The sequence below is a fragment of the Micromonospora sp. NPDC048947 genome (assembly GCF_040649495.1).
GTDB lineage: Bacteria > Actinomycetota > Actinomycetes > Mycobacteriales > Micromonosporaceae > Micromonospora > Micromonospora alfalfae.
Genome location: NZ_JBEZFO010000001.1, coordinates 65035 through 85925 on the forward strand (window position 1 = coordinate 65035; position 20891 = coordinate 85925).

Consider the following 20891-nt stretch of genomic DNA (forward strand, 5'->3'; position numbering starts at 1 on the left):
GCAGGCCCCGCCGCACTGCTGATCACTCGGTCCGGGGTGGTCGACGGCGTCCGATCAGTGGGTCGAGTGGACGCCCACCACCTCGTCCTCGCTGGTCTCCCCGGTCAGCTGGAACCCGAGTTTCAGGTAGAACCGCTCCGGGCCGTCCGGCCCCGGCTTCCACGTTGTGTAGACGCGGTAGTGCCCACGTCGGCGGGCCTCGTCGCGGACGGCCTGCACCGCGAAGCGGCCATACCCCCGACCCTGGTGCTCGGCGGCGATGTTCAGCCGCCACAGCCCCGAGCGCCTGTCGTCCGGGTGGGCGGGATCCCACACGATGTCGAAGAAGCCCATCAGGAAGCCGACGATCTCGTCATCCTCGACGATCAGACGCGGCCACGCGATCTCGGGCTGCACGTACGCCTCGGCGAGGGACCAGGCGACCGGAGAGGCGAATTTCTCCTGGTCGGGCCGCACGCTCACCCGGCACGCGGCATCCACGTTGTCTTGCGTGACCTTCACCAGTCGCGGCACGCCGGCAACCCTACCGAGACGGGCCGCGCAACAGGCCGTCGAGCAGCCCGCGCAGGCCGAACTGGAACCACGTGTCCAGGTCGGTGTCGGGTCTGGTCTGCCCGGCCGCGACCAGCCACTGTCGGTTGCGGGTACGACCGGTCCGTTCCAGCCGGGTGCGGGTCGCCGACCACCAGGCGTGGTAGGTGTTGTCGACGGGATCGCGCCGGATGAGCAGGGCCATGCCCTGGATGTAGCCGCTGAGCGCCAGGTAGGCGCGGAACGCCTCGGCCGGGTCGTATCCGGCGCTGCTGAACGCCGCGACCACCCGGTCGACCATGGCGAGTACCGCCGGCCCGGTCGGCGGTCGGTCGGTGGCGAGGATGGCCAGCAGCCAGGGATGGCGGCGGTACATCGCCCACTCGTCCTCGGCCAGCCGTTCGAGCCGTTGGCGAGGATCAGGCGGTAATGGCGCGGCGCCCGGCGGGCGGGTCGCGGTGATCTGCTCGGCCATGGCGGCGAGGAGGTCGGCCCGGTTCCGGACGTGCCGGTACACGGCGTGGGCGGGCAGGCCGGCGCGTTGGGCGAGGACCCGCAGGGAGACGGCGTCCAGGCCGCCGGCGTCCGCCAGCTCGACAGCGAGGGCGACAAACCGGAGACGCGGGTCGCCGCCGGTCGGCGCGGGCAGGTCCGGCACTCGACGCGGGGTGCTGGTCGGGCCGTGCTCACGACGCCTGCGGTACGCGCGGGCCTGGCAGCGCCGGGAGCAGTAGCGGCGTGGGCGCCCCCGGCCGGCGCCGGCGGGCAGCTCCGCCTCGCACTCGACACACCGGACACTGAGCACGCCGCCTCCAGCCTCGTCACGGCACTGCCAGTGACGAAGGTACTACGGGCGAGCAGCCGGGCCGCCCCGATCGGTCCGTGCGGCGCGGAGCAGCCGGAGCTGGCCGATCTCCGCGACGTTCTTCATCAGCTCCGAGTTGACCCAACCGACCGTGTGCGTGACGGTGTGGTCGGTCCCGTCCGGCCAGGGGAACGTCGCGATGCGGTCGAGGTCGCTGTCACCGAGCTGGTCGAGCAGACCCAGCCACTCGGTGCGCAGGCCCCGCAGCCAGACGACACTCGGCTCGCCCGGGCCGGGCCAGACAACGGCCGTGCGTTGCCGGGCTGGTCCACCCCGGAGATGGTCCATCGCCACTGTCCACCACCAGCCGACGTGCCAGGTGAGCCAGCCGATCGTCGGCACCGGGACCGGGTCGGGTTCGGTGTCGGCCCAGTCCGGGGTCCACGTGCCGTCGGTGCTCTGCCGCACCGACCAGCAGTGGTCGGTCGGCTCCCAGAGGAAGTCAGCGGCATCGAGTCGCTCAAGGTGGTACTCGAACAGCGACCACGTCAGGTCGAACTGCGAGCGCAGGATGGCCAGGGGCGCTACGGACATCCGGAGATTCTGTCGGGGCACGGCACTGCCGTCCACGAAATAACCCCACCCACCCCACCGGTCGGGGTGATCCCGAGGTTGGCGGGTTCCGCGGACATCGAATCACCCGCCAAACCCCTGATCAACCGATAGGGCGGGCAGGGTCGGCCGGGCAGCGGGCGGAGAGGGCGTAACGGAGCAGGACCACGTCACCGATCTGGCGGGCCTCGGCCAGGCGGGCGCGGCGGCCCGGGTGCCAGGGGAAGCGACCCTCGCCGACGAACCGGGGCGCCCGGCCGTCGCCGACGAAGAACGGGGCGACCACCAGGTGCAGTTCGTCGGCGAGACCGGCGGCGAGGAACTGCGCGTGCACCGTCCCGCCGCCCTCCACCATCAACCGCTGAACACCCCGCGCGGCCAGGTCGGTCAGCATCCACCCCGGGTCGACGGGCTCACCCGCGTCGATCACTGTGGCCAGTCGGCCGACCCGCTCCTCGGTCTTCTCCAGCGCGCCCGTGGCGCAGTACACGAGCCGGGCCGAATCACCGGCGGTGAAGAAGCGGGCTGTCGAATCGAGGTCACCCTGGGCGGTCAGGGTGACCTTGGTGGGCGAGGCCGGCCGACCGGCCGCCACCCGCTCGGCCCGTCGACTCGGGGAGCGCACCAGCAGCCGAGGGTCGTCTCGTCGGACGGTGCCGGCGCCGACCAGGATCGCATCGCAGCTGGCCCGGACGGCGTCGACGCGGTCCAGGTCCTCCTCGTTGGACAGCAGTAACCGCTGCTCGGAGGCATCGTCGATGTACCCGTCGATGGAGGCGGCACAACTCAGCAGCACGTACGGCCGCGCCGGCCCCGGCCGCCAACTCATCGGGAGACGGGCCGCTCAGGAGCACGACCCGCGAGCACATCCGCCGCCTCGACCGCCTCGGCCGCCTCGACCTCCGCCGCCTTGGCCGCCTTGGCAGCCAGGTAGTCGGCGTTGGCCGGCGACAGGAAGACGCTGGTGAGCACCCGTTCGACAACGTCCACGCCCAGCCGGGTCAACTGCTCGGCCTTGTCCGGGTTGCTGCTCAGCAGTCGGACCCGCGGCACGCCCAACGTGGCCAGCATCTGCGCGGCGGCCGTGTAGTCCCGCTCATCCTCGCCCCGGCCCAGCGCGACGTTGGCCTGGTAGGTGTCCAACCCGGCGTCCTGCAACGCGTACGCGTCGAGTTTGGCGTACAGGCCGATGCCGCGGCCCTCCTGTCGCAGGTAGAGCAGGAAACCGCCGGTCTCGGCGATCCGTTGCACCGCCTCGCGCAGTTGCGGCCCACAGTCGCAGCGTTGGCTGCCGAACACGTCGCCGGTCAGGCACTCGCTGTGCGGACGGACCAGCGGGGCTGCTCCCCCGGCGGCCAGCCGGTCCAGGGCGCCCGCCCAGTCGCCGAGGCCGAGGGCCAGGTGCTCCCGACCGTCCACCAGGCCCTTGAAGGTGAACACCCGGGCGGTGGTGGTGTAGCCATCCGGAAACGCCAGCGGCACCGTGACCTGCGTGCGGATCGTGGCAACCGGCAATGCTTCGGGCATGGGACTCCTTCGTCCGGCGTCACCGTCGTCCGGCGACGCGTACCGTCTCACAACCGACTCAACATCCGCCGCCGGAGGCGGCTTCCCGGGCGGCGACCGGAGTTCGACGCCGCCGGGCCAGCAGCACGGCGGCCCCGGGCAGACTGGCCACCAGCACCAGTGCACCGTAGACGGTGGCGGTGGCGACGCCCTCGGCCGCGCTGAGACCGGCTGCACCGAACACCCATGCTGCCACCCCCTCGCGAGGACCGAAGCCGGCCACGTTCAGCGGCAGGCCCATGGCGAGCAGCGCGAGCAGCGTCAACGGCAGCAGTCGGGACAGCGGGGCGTCCGATCCGGCGGTGCGCGCCGCCACCAGGAAGGTGGCCAGGTGACCGGCAACCATCACGGCCGAGGCGACCAGCACACCGAACCAGGTGCGCCGCGCCAGCAGCCCCGACCGCACGTCCGCCACGGCGGTACGCAGCGCCGTCGCCCAACGCGACCCGCCACCGTTGGGAAGGACCCTGGCCACCAGCACGACGACCAACCCGCCGGCGACGAGCAGCGCGGCGGCGACCGGCAGGTACCGCCGTACCGGGGACGGGAAGGCGGCGAGCACCACCAGCGCGACCCCGACCAGGACCACCTGCCCGGCTGCACGCTCCCAAACCACAGCGCGGATGCCCCGGCTCACGTCACCGGCGTCACGGCCGTGGCGTACCGCCCGGTGCACGTCGCCGAGCATCCCACCGGGCAGTGTGGCGTTGAGGAACACGGCCCGGTAGCAGTGCGCCACAGCCGTCGCCAGTGGCAGGCGTACGCCGAGGCCGCCGGCGACCAGGCTCCACCGCCACGCCGCGCAGACGGTGGTGAGCACCCCGATGACCAGCGCCGCGGCCAACGCCGGCGCGTCGATCAGTCGTACTCCGGCGAGGAACGGGCCGCTGCCCACCTGCCACAGCAGGACGGCGAGCAGACCCACCCCGCCGACCACTCGTGCCCAGGCCCAGAACATCGGCGCCGGCCTCCCCTTTGAAGATCGTCCACTTGCCCTAGTGCACGTACCCAGGGCGTGAACGGTTCATCCACCGGCGAGGAGGTCAGTGTGTTCGACGAGCACTGTGAGTCGTCCGGCCGCCGCGTCAGCCAACCGACGGCGGGCGTACGCCTGGGCGGGATCGGCCAGGTCGGGGCGCTGCTCGCAGGCCGCCGCGAGCCACCCTCGAAACCATTCGGCGGTCAGGTCGGCCTGCTCCGGGCCGAGACGCCACGGGCTGGGCCGTTCCCGCACGTCGACGCCGCGCCGGGCGAACGCGGCGGCGGTGGCGGCGACGGCATCCGGGCCCAGCAGCCGCCGGCCCTCGACGGTACGCCGCTGGTGGTCGTTGAACGCGGCCTCGACCGCCTCGTCGAGCGGGTCGGCCGGGGTGAACCGGACCCGCCCGGTCACCGAGATGGCGAACAGGGCGGGTCGGCCGACGCAGGCGTCCGCCACCCGTTCGATCTCCTCCGCGGTGAGCATGTCCAGCAGCGCGGACGCGGTGACCAGGGAACCGTCGGCGAAATCGGCGGCGGTCAGCCGGGTGAGGTCGCCGCAGCGGGTGTGGACGGTGACCGGGGCGCCGTCGGCGGCGGTCACCCCTCTCATGCCCTCGGCGGCACGGGCCAGCAGGTCGGCGTCCCGGTCGTGCAGCACCCAGTGCTGTGGTCCGGGTAGCCGGGCGGCCAGCCAACGACTCATCGACCCGGTGCCGCTGCCCAGGTCGTGGATCACCGTCGGGCCGTCCCCGGTCAGCCGGGCCCGGACGGCATCGAGCAGGTCCTCGGCGCGTGCCGCCGCGTCGGCCGGCTCACGCAACCGCAGCCAGTCGGCGAACGGCAGGGTCTCCTCGGCGGTCATTCCGCCACCTCCTTCAGCACGCCGGCCAGCAACGCGGTGGTCACCGGCCAGTCGGTCAGGGTGTCGCGCCGGGCGAGAGCGGCACGCCGCAGCCGGGCGCGCAGCGCGTCGTCGTCCAGCCAGCGGATCAGCGCAGCGGCCAGCGCCGCCGGGTCACCGGGCGGGACCAGCAGACCCGGTCGGTCACCGCCGGGCGCGTGACCCAGCGCCTCCGGCAGCCCGCCCGCAGCGGTGGTCAACACCGGCAGGCCACGGGCCAGCGCCTCGGTGACGACCATGCCGTACGTCTCGCCTCTCGACGGCAGCACCAGCAGGTCGGCGGCGGCGTACGCGTCGTCCAACGCGGCGCCGGTCAGCGGGCCGACCAGCCGCACCCGCTCGGTGAGGCCCGCTCCGGTCAACCGGTCGCGCAGCCGGTGCACAAGCTCCGGTTCCCGGGCCAGTGTGCCCGCACAGACCATCGTCCACTGCCGGCCGACCAGCGTGGCCATCGCGTCGACCAGCACGTCGTACCCCTTGTGGTGGGTGACAGCCGCGACGCAGAGCAACCGGTCGCCGGCGACCGAGCCGGCCGCTGGCGGCGCGGGCCGCACCCCGGGCGGCGCGGCCCGGACCCGGCCGACGAGGGCCGGGTGGCGGGCCAGCAGGGCTCGGCATGTCCATTCGCTGGTGGTGACGACGGCGCGGGCGGTGGCCAGGGCGCGGGCCTCCGGCTCGTCGTCGAGCGGCAGGTGCACCAGGATCACCAGGCGCAGCCGACTGGCGTGCGGGGCGAGCAGGTCCGGCACGGCCGAGGCGACCAGGCCGTCGATCAGCACCACGGCGTCGTCGGGGGCGGCGGCGAGCACCCCGCCCAGCGTCGCCAGGTCGGCCGGGTCGGGGTGCGGCCACGCGCCGGGCACCTGATGCTCGTGCACCGACCACCCGCGCTCGCCCAGCCCCGCGCAGATCCGCCGGTCGTAGGCGTTGCCGCCGCTGGGCGTGGCCGGGTCGTCGATGTCACCGGGCAGGACGACGTGCACCGCCCGGCCCGCATCGGTCACAACGACCGCTCGTAGCTCGCCCAGGCGATGTGCGACTCGTGCAGGGTGACAGTGATGCCGCTCAGGTCGCGCGCCCCCGCGCCCAGCTCACCGGCGTGCACCCGCTCGACCAGCCGGTCCGCGACAGTACGGGCCAGCACCTCGGTGGTGGTGTTCACCCCGGCGAAGGCCGCCTCGTCGTCGAGGTTGCGGTACGTCAGCTCGCCTAGCACGGCCCGTAGCTGCTCGGTGGCCAGGCCGATGTCCACCACGATCCCGTCGCCGTCCAGGTCCGGCCGGCGGAACGTCGTGTCCACCACGAACGTCGCGCCGTGCAGCCGTTGGGCGGGCCCGAACACCTCGCCTCGGAAACTGTGGGCGATCATCATGTGGTCCCGAACTGTCACGCTGAACACTGTCACTCTCCGTCTTCGTAGGTGATGAGGTGGCAGAGCGCGGGCAGGTCGCCCGAGGTCAGTCTGTCGAGCACGTCGGGCAGCTCCGCGAAGCGCGACGCGCCGGTGATCAACGCGTCGAAGGCCGGGTCGTCGAGCAGGTCCAGGGCGAGCGCCAGTCGGTCGGTGTAACTGCGCCGTCCCCGTCGGGCGGGTGCCACCATGCCGACCTGGCTGCTGCGCACGCTGAGTCGACCGGAGTGGAACGCGCCGCCCAGTGACACCTGCACCGGGCGGTCGCCGTACCAGCTCAGCTCGATGACGGTGCCCTCCGGGGCGAGCAGGTCCAGCGACTGTTGCAGGCCGGCGGCGGTGGCGCTGGCGTGCACGACCAGGTCCCGGTCACCACGGGCGTCGGCCGGGTTGGCGAAGTCGACGCCGAGGGCCCCGGCGACGCCGGCCCTACGCGCGTCGGTGTCGACCAGCTCGACGTGCACGCCGGGGAACCGGGCCAGAAGCGCCGCGACGCAGCAGCCCACCATGCCCGCGCCGATCACCGTGACCCGGTCGCCGACCAGCGGCGCCGAGTCCCACAGCGCGTTGACGGCGGTCTCCACAGTGCCGGCGAGCACCGCTCGGGCGGCCGGCACCCCCTCCGGCACCGGCACCACGGCACTCACCGGCACGACGTAGGCGCTCTGGTGCGGGTGCAGACAGAACACCGTCCGTCCGAGCAGCTCCGGCGGGCCCTGCTCGACCACGCCGACGCTCAGGTAGCCGTACTTCACCGGGCCGGGGAACTCGCCCTCCTGAAACGGCGCGCGCATGGTGGCGTACTGGTCGGCGGGCACCCGGCCGGCGAAGACCAGCGTCTCGGTGCCCCGGCTCACTCCTGAGTAGCGGGTGCGGACCAGCACCTCGTCGGGGCCCGGGGCGGCCAGCGACACCGGCCGGATCTCGGCCACCCCGGGTTCGCGCACCCAGCAGGCGTACGCCTCGCGGATCACCGTCGCGCACCTCAGCTCTGCTCCGGGCCGAATCGATCGGCCAGGTCGGATCCCCGGTCGGGGGTTGTCGATCATAAACACGGAAGTTCGGTGCGCACAGTTCGAAGCTCGCCCGGCAGGACCGCCATTCCGGCCTGCCTCGCTGCGAGGTCGTCCGGTCTGGCCACGGTGCGGCGGACCGCCGTGGGACGCTCCGGGCGGGCGTCCGTCGGATAGCTACCTCATTGATACGTTGGGTCACGAAGGGCGGGCCGCTGCGACTGCCCGTCGGCGGGTTTCGGCGTGCGCCGCGCCGACGTCCGGAGGTCGCTCCCCCGGTGCTCCGGTGTGGTGACCGGCAGGTCACGGGTGTCCGGGCTGGTGTGAGCCTTGACGTCGCCCGCTGCGGAGTTCGCGGGCCAGAACCGGGCCGAGACGAGACGAGAAGGATGGAGCAGGACATGATCGTTCCGCAGGGGTTCCGCGCGGTGGTCGCGAATGCCGGGCTCAAGGAGGACGAGGACGACTTCACCGCCCTGGTCTCCGAGGTGCCCGCGGTCAGCGCCGCGGTGTTCACCCGCTCCCGGTTCGCCGGCCCCAGCGTCGTGCTCAGCCGTTCGGCGGCGTCGGCGTCGTCCGCCCGTGGCGTCGTGGTGCTCTCCCGCAACGCGAACGTGGCCACCGGCAAGGAAGGGCTGGAGAACGCCCGCGAGGTGCGGTCCATCGTGGCTCGCGCCGCCGGACTGGACGACGACGAGCTGCTCATCGCGTCGACCGGGGTGATCGGGAAGCAGTATCCGATGCCGCGGGTGCGACAGCGCCTGGCCGAGCTTCGGTGGCCCTTTCCGGCTGCCGACTTCGACCGCGTCGCACGGGCGATCATGACCACCGACACCACGCCCAAGGTGGTACGGGCCAGCTGCGGAGCGGCGAGCATCGTCGGTGTCGCGAAGGGCGTCGGCATGATCGAACCGAACATGGCCACCCTGTTGACGTTCTTCTGTACGGACGCGCGCATCGAGCCGGTCGACCTGGACCGGGTGTTCCGGTCGGTTATCGCTCGCACCTTCAACGCGGTCAGCATTGACACCGACACCTCCACCAGCGACACAGCGGCCATCTTCGCCAACGGCCTGGCCGGGCCGGTGGATCTGGACGACTTCGAGCAGGCGTTGTACACGGTCGCACTGGATCTGGTGCGGATGGTCGCCCGCGACGGGGAGGGCGCCAGCAAACTCATCGAGGTACGGGTCAGCGGCGCCCGGGACGGCCAGCAGGCCAAGCGGGTCGGCAAGGCCATCGTCAACTCACCGCTGGTGAAGACGGCAGTGCACGGCGCGGACCCGAACTGGGGCCGGGTGGCCATGGCGGTCGGCAAGTGCGAGGACGACGAGGACATCGACCAGCAACGGGTACGGATCGGCTTCGGCGGTATCGAGGTCTATCCGACACCGGCCACTGAGGAGACCCTGGTTCGGCTGCGGCACCACCTCGAAGGCGACGACGTGGTGATCGAGGTGGACCTGGGGATCGGCGCCGACGCTTTCACCGTGTACGGGTGCGACCTCACTGACGGATACATCCGGATCAACGCTGACTACACCACCTGAGCGCCGATGCGTCCGGGCGGTACCCCCGAGGTACCGCCCGGACGTTCGGAGCCGAGCCGCGCGGGTCAGCGGGATGCCAGCAGGAACCGGAGGGGAACCGGTCCCTTGCGGCACGTCACCCCACGACCACTACTGTCGACATCACCGATTCGGGTGCGGCGCGACCACCTCGGTCGACCGCCAGGCCCTGCTCGCGACGTCGTAGACCATCCGGCGGTCGACCTGCTTCGGGACCGGCTGGCCGAGCCGCCACGATTCGGACGTGGCGTGCAGATCGACAGTCACCGAGCCCGGTGTCGCGGCGCCCAACTCGCCGACCCAGTGCCGGCTCTGCCGACGCCGCCTCGTCCCCACCCCAGTTCGAGGTGTAGGCGTAGTAGGGCTCACAGCCGTCGATGATGCGCTCGAGCACGGCCAACGCCTTGCAGCGCTGCCGCAGCAGGTCGATGTCGGGCAGTTGGGCGGCGACGTCGTAGGCGGTCACCGGGTCACCCTAGTGAGGCGGCAGCGCCCCGGTGTCGGGGGCGAGGACCCGGGTGAAGAACGCCAGGGTGTCTCGGATCAGCGGCTCCACCGGCACTCCGGCGAAGCAGTGGTCGGCTCCCCGCACCACCGACAACTCGACATCGGCGCCCGCCGCGGTCAACGCCGCGGCCAGCTCCTCGCTCTGCCCCACCGGTACGACCAGGTCCTGGTCGCCGTGGATCAGCAGGATGGGTGGGGCCTGGTCGGTGACGTGGGTGATCGGGCTGGCCGCCCGGCCCAGGCCCGGGTTGTCCGCCAACGGGGCGCCGATCAGCAGCGACTCCGGCGAGTCGGCGGCGTCGTGGTCGATCGTTCCGGCCGGGTGTGCCTGCGACTGCATGGTCAACAGGTTCGACGGCGCGTACCAGCAGACCGCCGCCTCGACGCGGCTGTCGTCCTGGTCGTCGCCGGTCAGCGCGAGCATCGAGGCCAGGTGTCCACCAGCCGACTCACCCCACACCCCGATCCGCTCGCGGTCCACGCCCACCGTGTCGCCGTGTCGGCGCAGCCAGCGCACCGCCGCCTTGACGTCGTCGAGTTGGGCGGGGAAGTGCGCCTCGCCGCTGAGCCGGTACTGGGCGGAGGCGACAGCGAACCCGGCACTGATGGCGGCGGTGAACGGGTCCAGCTCCATCAGCCAGTCCGCCGGGTGTTTGGGCGAGCCGAACAGCCAGGCGCCCCCGTGGATCCACACCAGGACCGGGGCCGGTTGGGGCGCCGCCACCGGCACGGCGAGGTCCAACGTCAGCGGGCGGAAGCCCGGGACCTCGTTGACGACGATGTCGCGGTGCTCGGTCCGGTCGGTCGAGCCTCGGGATGCCGCATCGATCATCAGGCCATCTTCGCACCGACGGTCCCGGCGTACCCGCTCACGAAAGCCGAGCTGATCACTGCTGCTTGTCGGGCGTGGCGGGGCGGGCGCGGACGTGCAGTCGCTCCCCCTGCGGCCCGAAGAGACTGAGGGCCTCCGCGGTGCCGGGGCCGGGGTTGAAGAAGAGGTGCGGAATGCGGGTGTCGAACTCGGCCACCTCCCCCGGGGTCAGCGTGAGATCACGGTCGCCGAGCAGCAGGCGTAGCCGGCCGGAGAGCACGTAGAGCCACTCGTACCCCTCGTGGGCCTGCGGGATTCGGCCCCCGGCGGACGGGTCCGGCGGGAAGATCTGCTTGAACGCCTGGACACCGCCCGGCCGGCGGGTCAGCGGCAGGTACGTCACGCCGTGGATGACTAGCGGTTTGGGGCGTACCCGAGGGTCGCCGGTGGCGGGGGCGTCGACCAGTTCGTCAAGCGCCACCTGGTAGGCCCTCGCCAGCGGGAGCAGTAACTCCAGGGTGGGGCGACGGCTACCCGACTCCAGCCGGGACAGGGTGCTCACCGAGATGCCGGTCAGGTCGGCGAGCTGGGTCAGCGTGGTCCCGCGTTGGTGACGCAGGGCACGCAGCCGGGGGCCGACGGCCGCCAGCGCGGCGCTGTCCTCGTTTGCCATAACGGCAAGGATAGTTGCCACCTTGCCGACGGCGACGGATGGTGGGCGCAGCCGACAGAGCAAGAGGGAGATATACCGGTGGACGAGACATATGACGTGGTGGTGGTGGGTGGCGGTGCCGCAGGGCTCAGCGGAGCCCTGGCGCTGAGCCGGGCCCGACGCTCGGTACTGGTGATCGACTCCGGTGAGCCGCGCAACGCGCCGGCCGACCGGATACACAACTACCTCGGCCGGGAGGGGACGCCGCCGGGCGAGCTGCTCGCGATCGGCCGGGCCGAGGTGGCGGGGTACGGCGGGCAGTTCCGCACCGGACGGGTGCAGGCCGCGACCCGGGACGACGACGGGTTCCGGCTGAGCCTCGACGGCGGGGAATCGGTGCGGGCCCGCCGGCTGCTGGTGACCACCGGCCTGACCGACGAACTGCCCGACGTGCCCGGCCTCGCCGAGCGGTGGGGTCGCGACGTGCTGCACTGCCCGTACTGCCACGGCTGGGAGGTTCGGGACCGCCGGATCGGCGTCCTGGCGACCAGCCCGCTGAGCGTGCACCAGGCCGAGATGTGGCGACAGTGGAGTTCCAGCGTGCTGCTCCTCCTACACGACGCCCCGGCGCCGGACGCGGAGACCGCCGAGCGGCTCGCCGCTCGCAGCATCGCGGTGGTGCCCGGCCCGGTCGCCGCTGTGGAGGTGACCGACGACGCGCTGACCGGTGTACGGCTCGCCGACGGGCGGGTGGTGGCGCTCGACGCGATAGTGGTGGCGACGCGGGTGACTCCCCGCGCCGACATGCTGGTGGGGTTGGGTCTGGCCCCGGAGGAGGTGACGATGGGTGAGCACGTCATCGGCGCCCAGATCCCGACCGACGCCACCGGCGCGACCACCGTCAGTGGTGTCTGGGTCGCGGGCAACGTGGCCGACATCCGCGGTCAGGTGATCACGTCCGCTGGGGCCGGCCTGAACGCGGCGGCGGCGATCAACGCCGATCTCATCGCCGAGGAGACCCGCGACGCGGTGGCCGCGTACCGGGAGTTGGTGGCCACGACGTTCGAGGAACCGGCGTGGGAGGAGCGCTACCAGTCCCGCCCCTCGGTCTGGAGTGGCCGGCCCAACCCGCAACTGGTCGCCGAGGTCACCGACCTGGCCCCGGGGCGCGCCCTGGACGTGGGCAGCGGCGAGGGTGCCGACGCGGTGTGGTTGGCCGAGCGCGGCTGGCAGGTGACGGCGGTGGACATCTCCACCACCGCATTGAGCCGGGCCGCCGCACACGCCGAGACCGCCGGCGTGGGCGACCGGATCGAGTTCACCCACGCCGACCTACGGGAGAAGCCGCCCACCGAGGAGGCGTACGACCTGGTGTCCGCGCAGTTCATGCACCTGCCACCGACGGAGCGGCGGGAGTTGTTCGGCCGGCTGGCCGCGGCAGTGGCACCCGGCGGCGTTCTGCTGATCGTCGGGCACCACCCGTCGGATCTGTGGGGGTCGGCGCACCGGATGCACATGCCGGACATGATGTACACCGCGCAGGACGTGGCCGCCGATCTGGCGCCGTCCCAGTGGGAGGTGCTGGCGGCTGAGGAACGCTCCCGCCTCGCCACCGACCAGAACGGTGAGGACATCACCCTCCACGATGCGGTACTGGTCGCCCGCCGACGCTGACCTCGCACCACCGACAGGCGTCGATCATGGAGTTGTGGTGGATGACAAAGGTGGCGGAGCACCACAGTTCCGGCACCACGACTCCATGATCGGCGCGGGAACACTGGCACACGGGACGGCAACGTGAGAGGTGGTGGGGCAGGACTTCGCATGAGGTCCGCTCGGCGGTAGCGTTGCGCCACACTGACGGCCAGTGGGGCAGGCGACCGCCGACCCTGACGCCCCGATCGTACGGAGGATGGTGCATGTCCATCGGCGCTGAGCCGCACGCAGCACGCGACGATGCGGCCTCCCGGCCGAGCTTCGAGCTCGCCCTGCGCGGATACGACAAACGCCAGGTGGACCGGCACCTGGAGCAGCTCGACGGCCAGATCGCGATGCTGAGCGGAGAGCACGGGCGCTCCGCCGTCCGCGTCCGTGAACTGACCGCCGAGGTGCAGCGGCTGCGTGCCGAACTGGCTGAGCTTCAGGAGCAACCCGTGCAGGTGGACCGCGCTTCGTTCCACGATCTGGGCCCGATGGTCGGCGAGATCATGGCGCTCGCCGAGAAGCAGGCCGGCATCATCACCGAGTCGGCCACCGACCGGGCCAACGAGCTGCGCAGCGAGTCCGAGCGGATCCTCGCCGACACCCGTGAGCGGGCCGCGCAGGCACGTCAGGATCTGGCCGAGGAACTGGCCGCCCGACGGGCCGAGCAGGAGCAGGCGCACGAGGAGCGGCGCACCCTGGCCGAGGCGGAACTGACAGCGATCCGCGAGCACGCCGAGCAGTTGCGGGCCGACGGTGAGGCAGCGCACGAGCGCGCCCAGGCCGAGGCCAAGCGGATCACCGAGCAGAGCGCGCAGCAGCTCAACCAGACCCGGGTGGCCGCCGACGCGCTCATGAAGTCGGCCCGTACCCAGATCCAGCAGGAACTCCAGTCGACCCGCTCCAAGCACCAGCAGGAGATGGCCCAGTGGCAGGCCAGCGTGGAGCGAGAGGTCAACGAGCGGCGTACCGCCGCCGAGCAGGACATCGCCGAACAGCAGGCCGCCGCCGAGCAGGAGCTGGCCGAGCAGCGCAGCGCGACCGAGCAGCAGATCGCGGCGCTGCTCGCCGAGGCGCAGCAGCACGTGACCGAGCTGCGCAACCGCGCCGACGAGCAGGCCGCCAGCCATCAGCAGCAGCTCGCCGCCCTGCAGAAGGAGCTTGACGAGCGCCGGCAGGAGGCCGCTGACCTGAACGCCGAGCTGGACACCGGCCGCCAGCAGCTCGCCGAGATCCGCCAGGAGGGCGAGACGCTGGAGAACGAGCTGTCCCGGATGCAGCAGCGACTCAGCGAGGTCCGTCGGGACCTGACCGCCGAAAGTGCCCGGTTGGACGAGGCCCGGCGGGCCGGGGACTCCGCCGAGCGGCACGCCAAGGAGGTCCGCGCCCGCGTACAGCGGGAGGCGAAGCGGGTGGCCGACCTCGCCGCCGCGGCGGTCATGGCCGCGGCAGCCGGCGGTACGGAGACCGCCGAGTACCCGATGGTGGGTTCCCGCTCCAACGCCGACCGGCCCGCCCCGGAGCGGGTGGGCGTCGAGCGGCTCACCGTCGACCGCGTCGGCGTCGACAGGTACTCCGCCGAGCGCCCCACGGTGGACGATGCGGACGCCGATCGCGCCCCGCTTCGCCCCGCGCCCGTCGACCGCACCCCGGTCGAGAACCGCTACGCCGACCTGACCCCTGTGGAACAGGCCAATGGCGACCAGGCCCCGGCCGAGCAGGCGAACGGCGACCGGGCACCGGCGGAGCAGGCGAACGGCGAGCATGCGGACGCACCGGCGGCGGCGGACGAGTCGACGACGTCCGAACCTACGGCGGCCCGCGAGGTTGGCGCCGACGACGCCGAGCGGACCTTCCCCCGGCACATCGGTAACGACGCACCGACGCCAGTGCCGTTCCTGGCCTTCGGGCAGCCGGTCAGCGAGAACGGCGCCGCCCGCCACTGACCTCACCCGTGGTTGCACCCCCGGCCCCGCCCGCGCCGATCTTGCAGTTTCGGTTGCCCAGATGCGCGGAAATGCCCCCTTACGTCGGCACAGTAAGTGCAAGATCGCGGAATGAGGGTGGTCCGGGCAGATTCTGCACGGAAGCGGGTCGCCGTAGCCGGTTGAGCTGGCAGGCTGGGCTGGCCGCCGCGCACCAGCGGTGGCCGCCGGCCTGGCCGGTGACCGAGAGGAGCGCCCGGTGACCGACCAACCGGAGGAGTTCGACCTTCTCGTCGTCGGTGGCGGCAAGGCCGGCAAGACGCTGAGCATGGACGTCGCCCGCTCCGGTCAGCGGGTCGCCATGGTCGAGCGCGGCATGATCGGCGGCAGCTGCATCAACGTCGCGTGCATCCCGACGAAGGCGCTGGTGACCAGCGCGCGGGCCGCCCGCCAGCTGCGGGACGCGTCGGCGCTCGGCCTGGCGGTGGAGGGCGGCCGGGTCGACATCGACCTGTTGCGCGCGCACAAGCAGGACGTGGTGGAGGGAATGGTCGCCGCCAACCGGCAGCAGTTCCTCGACTCCGGTCTGCACCTGGTGATCGGCGAGGCCCGGTTCATCGCCCCCCGGACCGTACGGGTGGCACTCGCCGACGGCGGCGAGCGGCTGCTGCGCGGCAGCGACGTGGTGATCAACACGGGCACCCGCCCCCATCTGCCGTCGGTGCCCGGGATGGCCGAGGCCGGAGTGCTCACCAGCGACGAGTTGCTGCGCCTGGACCGGCTGCCGGCCCGGCTGGTGGTGCTCGGCGGCGGCACCGTCGGGGTGGAGTTCGCGCAGATGTTCGCGTTGTTCGGCAGCTCGGTGACGCTGGTCGAGGGCGGTCCACGGCTGCTCACCCGCGAGGACCCCGACATCAGCGACGCGGTGATGCGCGTCTTCCTCGACGACGGCATCGACGTACGGGTGGGTGTGGCTGTCGCGCGGGTCGACCGGGACGCCGACGGCGCGCTCCGGGTGACGCTGGACGACGGTAGCGTGGTGATCGGGGACGACGTGCTGGTGGCGGCCGGCCGGGAACCGGTCACCGACGGGCTCGGCCTGGACGCGGCCGGCGTACGGCTGAGCGAGCGGGGCTTCGTGGACGTCGACGAGCACCTGCGTACCAGCGCCGAGCGCACCTGGGCGGCCGGGGACGTCGCCGGCAGCCCGCAGTTCACCCACGTCTCGTTGGACGACTACCGGATCATCCGCGCGAACCTCGCGGGAGGCCAGCGCAGCACCGCCGACCGGCTGATCCCGTACACCGTCTTCACCACACCGGAGCTGGCGCGGGTCGGGCTGACCGAGACCGAGGCACGCCGCGCCGGGTACGACATCCAGGTCGCCCACCTGCCGGTCGCCGCCATCCCCCGGGCCCGCACCCTGCGCCAGACCCAGGGCATGTGGAAGGCGGTCATCGACACCAGCAGCGACCGGATCCTCGGTGCGGCGTTGCTCGGCGCCGAGGCCGGCGAGGTGATCACGTCGGTGCAGCTGGCCATGCTCGCCGGGATGCCGTGGACCGCCCTGCGGGACGCTGTCATCACCCACCCGACAATGACCGAGGGTCTCAACCTGCTCTTCGCCTCACTGAAGTCCAGCCCGGTCCGCTGAGCGCCGCGAAGCCCGACCGGCAACCGGGCGACGGCTACCCGGCGATCTCGTCGCGTACCCGTTGTTGGAAGGCGCGGGCCTGCGCCCCGGTGGGCGGGGGCCCGCCGTGGCGTGCGGCGACCGCCCGACGGATCACCTCGGCCCGGTCGCCGGCGTCGATCAACCGCTGGCCGGCTGCCACCTTCGCCAACCAGACGCCGTCGCGGTGGCGCACCAGTGACCGGCAGGCGCCCAGTACGGCGTCCTCGCTGCCGGGCGCGGGTTGGTCGGCCGGGGGCGTGGGCAGGGCGAGCCACCAGGACAGCGCCTCGACGAGCAGCCGGCGCAGGTCGGCCGGGACGAGGTCGGCGAAGGCCTCCCCCGCCGGCGGCCCGAGCAGCGGGAGTCCACTCTGGTGCAGGATGCTGCGATCGAGGCCGTACCAGAATCGACCGTCGGCGACCGGGCGGTCGGCGGGGTCGAGGGTACGCCGGAACGGCATGCCGGCCCCGGTGTTCAGTTCGACCTCGAAGCCGGGCTCCGGGGTGCCGGAGGCGGCCACCGCCCGGTCGTAGACGACCAACTCCAGTCCGCGTGCGGGGCAGGGCAGCGCCTCGTGTCGCAGCCGGGCGACAATCGTCTGCTTGGCGGCCTCGGTGAGCGGCCCGGCGCTGAGCAGCGCCACGTCCACGTCGCTGCGGCCGGGCTGGTACGCCCCGAGCCCCACCGAACCGGCCGCGTACGCGCCGACCAGGTCGGGGCCGAGCACGTCCCGGGCGGTGCTGACGAGGTCGTCGAGATAGCGCTGAAGATCGGAGTCCACGGGCCATCATGACGCACGGGTCGGCAGCCGGCCGGGGCTACCCCGCGTAGAGCAGCAGCAGACCGGCGACGGTGTAGGCGACCATCAACGCCAGCAGGGGTAGTTGGCCGGCCACCGCCCGGGCCCGGGGAAACAGGTACAGGGCGCGGTCGTGGGCGAGCAGCGTGCCGAGCAGGTGCCCGAGGATGATGACGGTGATCTGGAGGGTCGCCACCCCGGAGGGCGTGATCAGCGCGGTCCGCGGTTCCCAGCCGGCGGTGCCGAGCCAGTTGGCGCCGGTGCCCAGGGGGTCGGAGAGCAACGCGACGGTGCGTTGGCTCTCCAGGATCAGCAGCGAGTAGTAGTGCGCCACCACGTACCCCACGGCGATCGGCACGATGGAGTGGGCGATCTCGCCCGGCACCCCACGGGCCTCGGCCGCGTCGGCGCGACCGATGCGTGCGGCGGCACCGGTGGCGGCGAGGTACGCCACCGCGACGGCGGCGATGACGAGGCTCAGACCGGCGCTGCCGGTGACCGCCGGGTGCAGGCCGTTCTCCTGGCTGAAGCGTAACCAGGCCGGCGCGTTGGAGAGGCTGTCGTACATTGTCGAGCCGAGCAGCACGACCACCAGGGCGACCAGCCCGGGGCGGGGTCGCAGGCCGGCGATCCCGTCGAGCGGGTTGCGCCACACCAGAACGCCGTCGGCGGCCCGAGCGAGCGGGGCGAGTTGACCGATCACCGTGCTGTACGCCTCGAACGGGTCGGCGTTGTCGAACCAGCCGGCCCCGAACAGGACCGCGCCGACCAGCATGACCACCGCGTACCCGGCCAGCCAGGCGGTGATGACCGGCAGGGTGGCCCGGTCGGGGGCGACCAGCTCCAGCCAGACGAACCCGAACACTGTGGCGGCTGCCGGCCACCAACCGACGCTGTCGGGCAGCTCACGCAGCCCCCGGTTCGGGTCGCGCCGTGCCGCCAGCGCCACGAGCAGGTGCACAGTGCGCAGCGGGTTGACCGCCCGCCAGACCGGGCCGAGCAGCAGCGACAGCGGGGCCAGCCCGACCCAGAGCAGCACGTAGAGCACACCGGCGGTCGGGTTGTCAGCGGTGTCCGGCCCACCCAGCAGACCGAGGCAGAACCAGGCGGCGGCGAGCAGGCCGAGTCCGCGCAGCGCCCACCGGAACGTGGGCGCGTCGACGAGTCGGGCGAGCCAGCGCGGCACCGGGCGACCGCCGACGGCGTCCCGGTCGAGCCGGGGTTCGCGCCAGAGCAGGCCCAGCGCCACGAACGTGACGACGAGGGTCAGCGCGGCGGCGACGACGAGCTGCGGCAGCGTGATCGGCAGGTCCTGGCGGCCACCGACGCCGTGTGCCAGCAGTGAGGGGGCGGCCGTCATGTCGTTCAGCGGACGACGAGCTGGAAGAGCACCAGCTCGGACTCGTGCGTCTCCACCTCGAACAGCCCGGTCTTGTCGGCGCGGAACTCCACCGAGCCGGGCGTGCCGGCCGGCAGCCGGGCACCCAGGTCGTAGCCGTGCACGTGCAACTCGTCGGCCACGTCGGAGGTGACGGTGATCCGGACCAACTGGCCCTTACTGACGGTGACCCGCCCGGTCGGCGGGTCGACCCGCTTCTTCACGATCGTGACGGTGATCTGTTGGTCCACGGCGGCGGTGCTGGCAGAGGCGCTGGGCGTGCTGGTGGCTGTCGGGGTCGGCCCGGTGGAGGTGGCGTTCGACGGGGCGACGGCCGTGGGCACCGGCGAGGGGGTGGCCACCGAGGGGTCGTCGTCCTGCCCGCAACCGGCGAGGAGCAGGGCGGCGACGGTGGCGGCGGCGAGGGTGGCGACGGTCCGGGCGGCGGGGGTACGGACGAACACGGGCGGACTCCGAACGACGCGAGGGGGACGGGTGTCGGGTTGATCGTCGGGGAGGAGAACTCTACGTCTTGTTCGGTGCCGGGGAAATGACCATGATGAACGAATGCGATCGAAGCTGGTCACTGTGCGTAAGGTCCTGAGCCGTGTCGTGGCTGCGCTGGCGGCGACAGTGGTGGTGTCGCTGCTGCTGCCTGTCGCCCCGGCGTCCGCGCACGGCCAACTGGCGACCTCCACCCCACTGAAGGGCACTGTCGTACGCGAGCCGCTGACCCAGTTGGCGTTGTACTTCACCGAGAAGCCGGCGTCCAACGCGCACTTCGCCATCAGTGGTCCGGACGGGTCGCGAGTGGACAACGGGTGGTCCTACGGTGAGCCGAAGCGACTGGACAAGCCGGTCACCGAGTACTTCATGGTCAACGGCGTGTTCGAGCCGCGGCTCTACCACACCGGCTTCCCGGCGATGGTGACCGTCGCGCACTGGCCGGCGAAGGGCCGCTACACCGCCAGTTACCTCTCGGTGGCCTCGGACGGTGAGGCGGTGCGGGGCGAGGTGGCCTTCGACTACCAGGGGCCCGGCACGCCGGCCCCGGCCGGCTGGTCGGCGCCCACGGCGGGGCCGGATCCGGCGCTGCTCGCGCAGGCCGAGGGCGAGGGCTCGACCAACTCCGGAGCCAGCGGCAGTCCGGTCGCCCCTACCGGCGCTGCGGCGGACAACCCGGCCGGCGCGGCGCAGGAGCAACGCGGCGGTGGGTTCCCGGCCTGGTTGGTCCCGGCGCTGATCGTCGTCGTGGTCTCGGCGATCGTGCTGGTGGCGGCCCGTCGCCGGCCCGCGACGCGCGGAGCCACCACGCCGAGCCGTCGGCCGGCCGGCGCGGCAGGTAAGGGCGGCACCCAGGCCCGCAGGGCCGCCACGCCGGCCCGCAAGCCCGGCAACCGGTCCAGCGGTCCGCGCGGACGGCGGTAGGCCGGTCCGACGCGGGCTGGCACCTGGCAGGGTGTCAGGATCGAGCCGTCTCCCAATGCGGTGGGCGGCCGCCTGCTCCGCCCAACCACGTTGACAGCGGCCTCTGACTCCGTCCTACGGATCGGCGCATGGCATTGACCAAGGCCAGTTGCGCCCGGGCCGGCGCCACCATCGCCTGCTCGAACTGATCCTGCGAGAGTGGCGCGGTCGTCGTGTCCACCCCTGCGGTGACGTCCAAGAGTCGCTGCACCGCGTGGCCGAACTTTTCGATCTCGGCGGTGACCGCGCTCGGGGCGACGAGGCTGGCTGACATCAGTGCGGCGCTCCACGCCCCCTAGTCATAGTCCCAGGCCGTGCGTCCCAAGTGAGCGCGCCGCAGGATCATCGAGAACGTGGCGTACTCACGCAGCAGGTCCTGGTAGGCCACGAGTTGCCGGTCCCGTAGCCAGTGTCGGTCCTGGGCACGGCGGGTGAGCATCCCGCCGACGAAAACTCCGACGGTCGCCGAGAGCGCGCCGCCAAGCGTCGTGACAGCGATATCCAGCAACGCCATGACACCTCCCCGGTGACCGCCCGGCACGAGCATCGATGATCGAGGGCCTCGTCGTCAACGCGGCACAAGCAGCG

The 20891-nt window shown here is 72.5% G+C and carries 22 protein-coding genes; 5 read left to right on the forward strand and 17 right to left on the reverse strand.

Annotated elements, in window-relative coordinates:
* Nucleotides 1–54: 54 nt before the first annotated feature.
* The 10 genes from AB0B98_RS00290 to AB0B98_RS00335 form a co-directional block, all read right to left on the reverse strand.
* The gene (locus tag AB0B98_RS00290; RefSeq protein ID WP_357359496.1) at nucleotides 55–513 is read right to left on the reverse strand and encodes a GNAT family N-acetyltransferase; all 459 of its coding nucleotides are present in this window, start codon (nucleotides 511–513) and stop codon (nucleotides 55–57) included.
* A gap of 10 nt (nucleotides 514–523) precedes the next feature.
* Nucleotides 524–1336: a TetR/AcrR family transcriptional regulator gene (locus tag AB0B98_RS00295; RefSeq protein ID WP_357359498.1), complete on the reverse strand. Its 813-nt coding sequence runs from the start codon at nucleotides 1334–1336 to the stop codon at nucleotides 524–526.
* A 42-nt stretch (nucleotides 1337–1378) separates the two neighbouring features.
* A complete protein-coding gene (locus AB0B98_RS00300; protein ID WP_357359500.1) occupies nucleotides 1379–1930 on the reverse strand; it encodes a DinB family protein in 552 nt (183 codons plus the stop codon).
* Nucleotides 1931–2051: 121 nt separating this feature from the next.
* Nucleotides 2052–2777, reverse strand: coding sequence for a dihydrofolate reductase family protein (locus AB0B98_RS00305; protein ID WP_238669139.1), 726 nt, complete (start codon nucleotides 2775–2777; stop codon nucleotides 2052–2054).
* On the reverse strand, nucleotides 2774–3475 hold the full coding sequence (gene ribA, locus AB0B98_RS00310) for a GTP cyclohydrolase II (protein ID WP_238669138.1): 702 nt from the start codon (nucleotides 3473–3475) through the stop codon (nucleotides 2774–2776). Before ribA ends, AB0B98_RS00305 begins: the two co-directional genes overlap by 4 nt.
* A 58-nt stretch (nucleotides 3476–3533) precedes the next feature.
* A complete protein-coding gene (locus AB0B98_RS00315; protein ID WP_238669137.1) occupies nucleotides 3534–4472 on the reverse strand; it encodes a lysylphosphatidylglycerol synthase transmembrane domain-containing protein in 939 nt (312 codons plus the stop codon).
* A 66-nt stretch (nucleotides 4473–4538) separates the two neighbouring features.
* Nucleotides 4539–5357 (reverse strand): class I SAM-dependent methyltransferase, encoded by an 819-nt coding sequence (locus tag AB0B98_RS00320; RefSeq protein ID WP_357359503.1) that lies wholly within the window; start codon nucleotides 5355–5357, stop codon nucleotides 4539–4541.
* On the reverse strand, nucleotides 5354–6400 hold the full coding sequence (locus AB0B98_RS00325) for a glycosyltransferase family 4 protein (RefSeq protein WP_357359505.1): 1047 nt from the start codon (nucleotides 6398–6400) through the stop codon (nucleotides 5354–5356). The genes AB0B98_RS00320 and AB0B98_RS00325 overlap by 4 nt, the downstream gene beginning before the upstream one ends.
* On the reverse strand, nucleotides 6397–6795 hold the full coding sequence (locus AB0B98_RS00330; RefSeq protein ID WP_357360547.1) for a 6-carboxytetrahydropterin synthase: 399 nt from the start codon (nucleotides 6793–6795) through the stop codon (nucleotides 6397–6399). The genes AB0B98_RS00325 and AB0B98_RS00330 overlap by 4 nt, the downstream gene beginning before the upstream one ends.
* Nucleotides 6796–6797: 2 nt before the next feature.
* A complete protein-coding gene (locus AB0B98_RS00335) occupies nucleotides 6798–7781 on the reverse strand; it encodes a zinc-binding alcohol dehydrogenase (protein ID WP_357359507.1) in 984 nt (327 codons plus the stop codon).
* Nucleotides 7782–8221: 440 nt separating this feature from the next.
* Between AB0B98_RS00335 and argJ the strand changes: the two genes are divergently transcribed.
* Nucleotides 8222–9370 (forward strand): bifunctional glutamate N-acetyltransferase/amino-acid acetyltransferase ArgJ, encoded by a 1149-nt coding sequence (argJ, locus tag AB0B98_RS00340; RefSeq protein ID WP_357359509.1) that lies wholly within the window; start codon nucleotides 8222–8224, stop codon nucleotides 9368–9370.
* Nucleotides 9371–9485: 115 nt separating this feature from the next.
* Here the strand turns inward: argJ and AB0B98_RS00345 are convergent, their stop codons facing one another.
* Genes AB0B98_RS00345 through AB0B98_RS00355 form a run of 3 tightly spaced genes read right to left on the reverse strand, consistent with a single transcriptional unit; the run spans nucleotide 9486 to nucleotide 11379 of the window.
* A complete protein-coding gene (locus tag AB0B98_RS00345; protein ID WP_357359511.1) occupies nucleotides 9486–9854 on the reverse strand; it encodes a hypothetical protein in 369 nt (122 codons plus the stop codon).
* Between the two features lie 9 nt (nucleotides 9855–9863).
* Nucleotides 9864–10727: an alpha/beta hydrolase gene (locus AB0B98_RS00350; RefSeq protein WP_357359513.1), complete on the reverse strand. Its 864-nt coding sequence runs from the start codon at nucleotides 10725–10727 to the stop codon at nucleotides 9864–9866.
* Nucleotides 10728–10782: 55 nt separating this feature from the next.
* A complete protein-coding gene (locus AB0B98_RS00355) occupies nucleotides 10783–11379 on the reverse strand; it encodes a helix-turn-helix domain-containing protein (protein WP_357359515.1) in 597 nt (198 codons plus the stop codon).
* Between the two features lie 78 nt (nucleotides 11380–11457).
* On the opposite strand from AB0B98_RS00355, the gene AB0B98_RS00360 reads away from it, so the two are divergent.
* The 3 genes from AB0B98_RS00360 (at nucleotide 11458) to AB0B98_RS00370 (ending at nucleotide 16638) form a co-directional block, all read left to right on the forward strand.
* The gene (locus AB0B98_RS00360; RefSeq protein ID WP_357359517.1) at nucleotides 11458–13032 is read left to right on the forward strand and encodes a bifunctional NAD(P)/FAD-dependent oxidoreductase/class I SAM-dependent methyltransferase; all 1575 of its coding nucleotides are present in this window, start codon (nucleotides 11458–11460) and stop codon (nucleotides 13030–13032) included.
* Between the two features lie 245 nt (nucleotides 13033–13277).
* Nucleotides 13278–15005 (forward strand): hypothetical protein, encoded by a 1728-nt coding sequence (locus AB0B98_RS00365; RefSeq protein WP_357359519.1) that lies wholly within the window; start codon nucleotides 13278–13280, stop codon nucleotides 15003–15005.
* 238 nt (nucleotides 15006–15243) lie between these two features.
* A complete protein-coding gene (locus tag AB0B98_RS00370) occupies nucleotides 15244–16638 on the forward strand; it encodes an FAD-dependent oxidoreductase (protein WP_357359521.1) in 1395 nt (464 codons plus the stop codon).
* Between the two features lie 34 nt (nucleotides 16639–16672).
* Here the strand turns inward: AB0B98_RS00370 and AB0B98_RS00375 are convergent, their stop codons facing one another.
* The 3 genes from AB0B98_RS00375 to AB0B98_RS00385 are packed head-to-tail and all read right to left on the reverse strand — an operon-like array spanning nucleotide 16673 to nucleotide 19300.
* Nucleotides 16673–17440: a nucleotidyltransferase domain-containing protein gene (locus AB0B98_RS00375; protein WP_357359523.1), complete on the reverse strand. Its 768-nt coding sequence runs from the start codon at nucleotides 17438–17440 to the stop codon at nucleotides 16673–16675.
* A gap of 37 nt (nucleotides 17441–17477) precedes the next feature.
* Entirely contained in the window at nucleotides 17478–18818 is a 1341-nt protein-coding gene (locus tag AB0B98_RS00380; RefSeq protein WP_357359525.1) for a hypothetical protein, read from the reverse strand.
* Nucleotides 18819–18823: 5 nt separating this feature from the next.
* Entirely contained in the window at nucleotides 18824–19300 is a 477-nt protein-coding gene (locus AB0B98_RS00385) for a hypothetical protein (protein WP_357359527.1), read from the reverse strand.
* A 103-nt stretch (nucleotides 19301–19403) separates the two neighbouring features.
* Here AB0B98_RS00385 and AB0B98_RS00390 point away from each other — a divergent pair, with 103 nt between their 5' ends.
* Nucleotides 19404–20264 (forward strand): copper resistance protein CopC, encoded by an 861-nt coding sequence (locus AB0B98_RS00390; RefSeq protein WP_357359529.1) that lies wholly within the window; start codon nucleotides 19404–19406, stop codon nucleotides 20262–20264.
* Nucleotides 20265–20598: 334 nt separating this feature from the next.
* Here AB0B98_RS00390 and AB0B98_RS00395 read toward each other — a convergent pair whose 3' ends face one another.
* Nucleotides 20599–20817, reverse strand: a complete 219-nt coding sequence (locus AB0B98_RS00395) for a hypothetical protein (RefSeq protein WP_357359531.1) — start codon at nucleotides 20815–20817, stop codon at nucleotides 20599–20601.
* Between the last annotated feature and the right edge of the window lie 74 nt (nucleotides 20818–20891).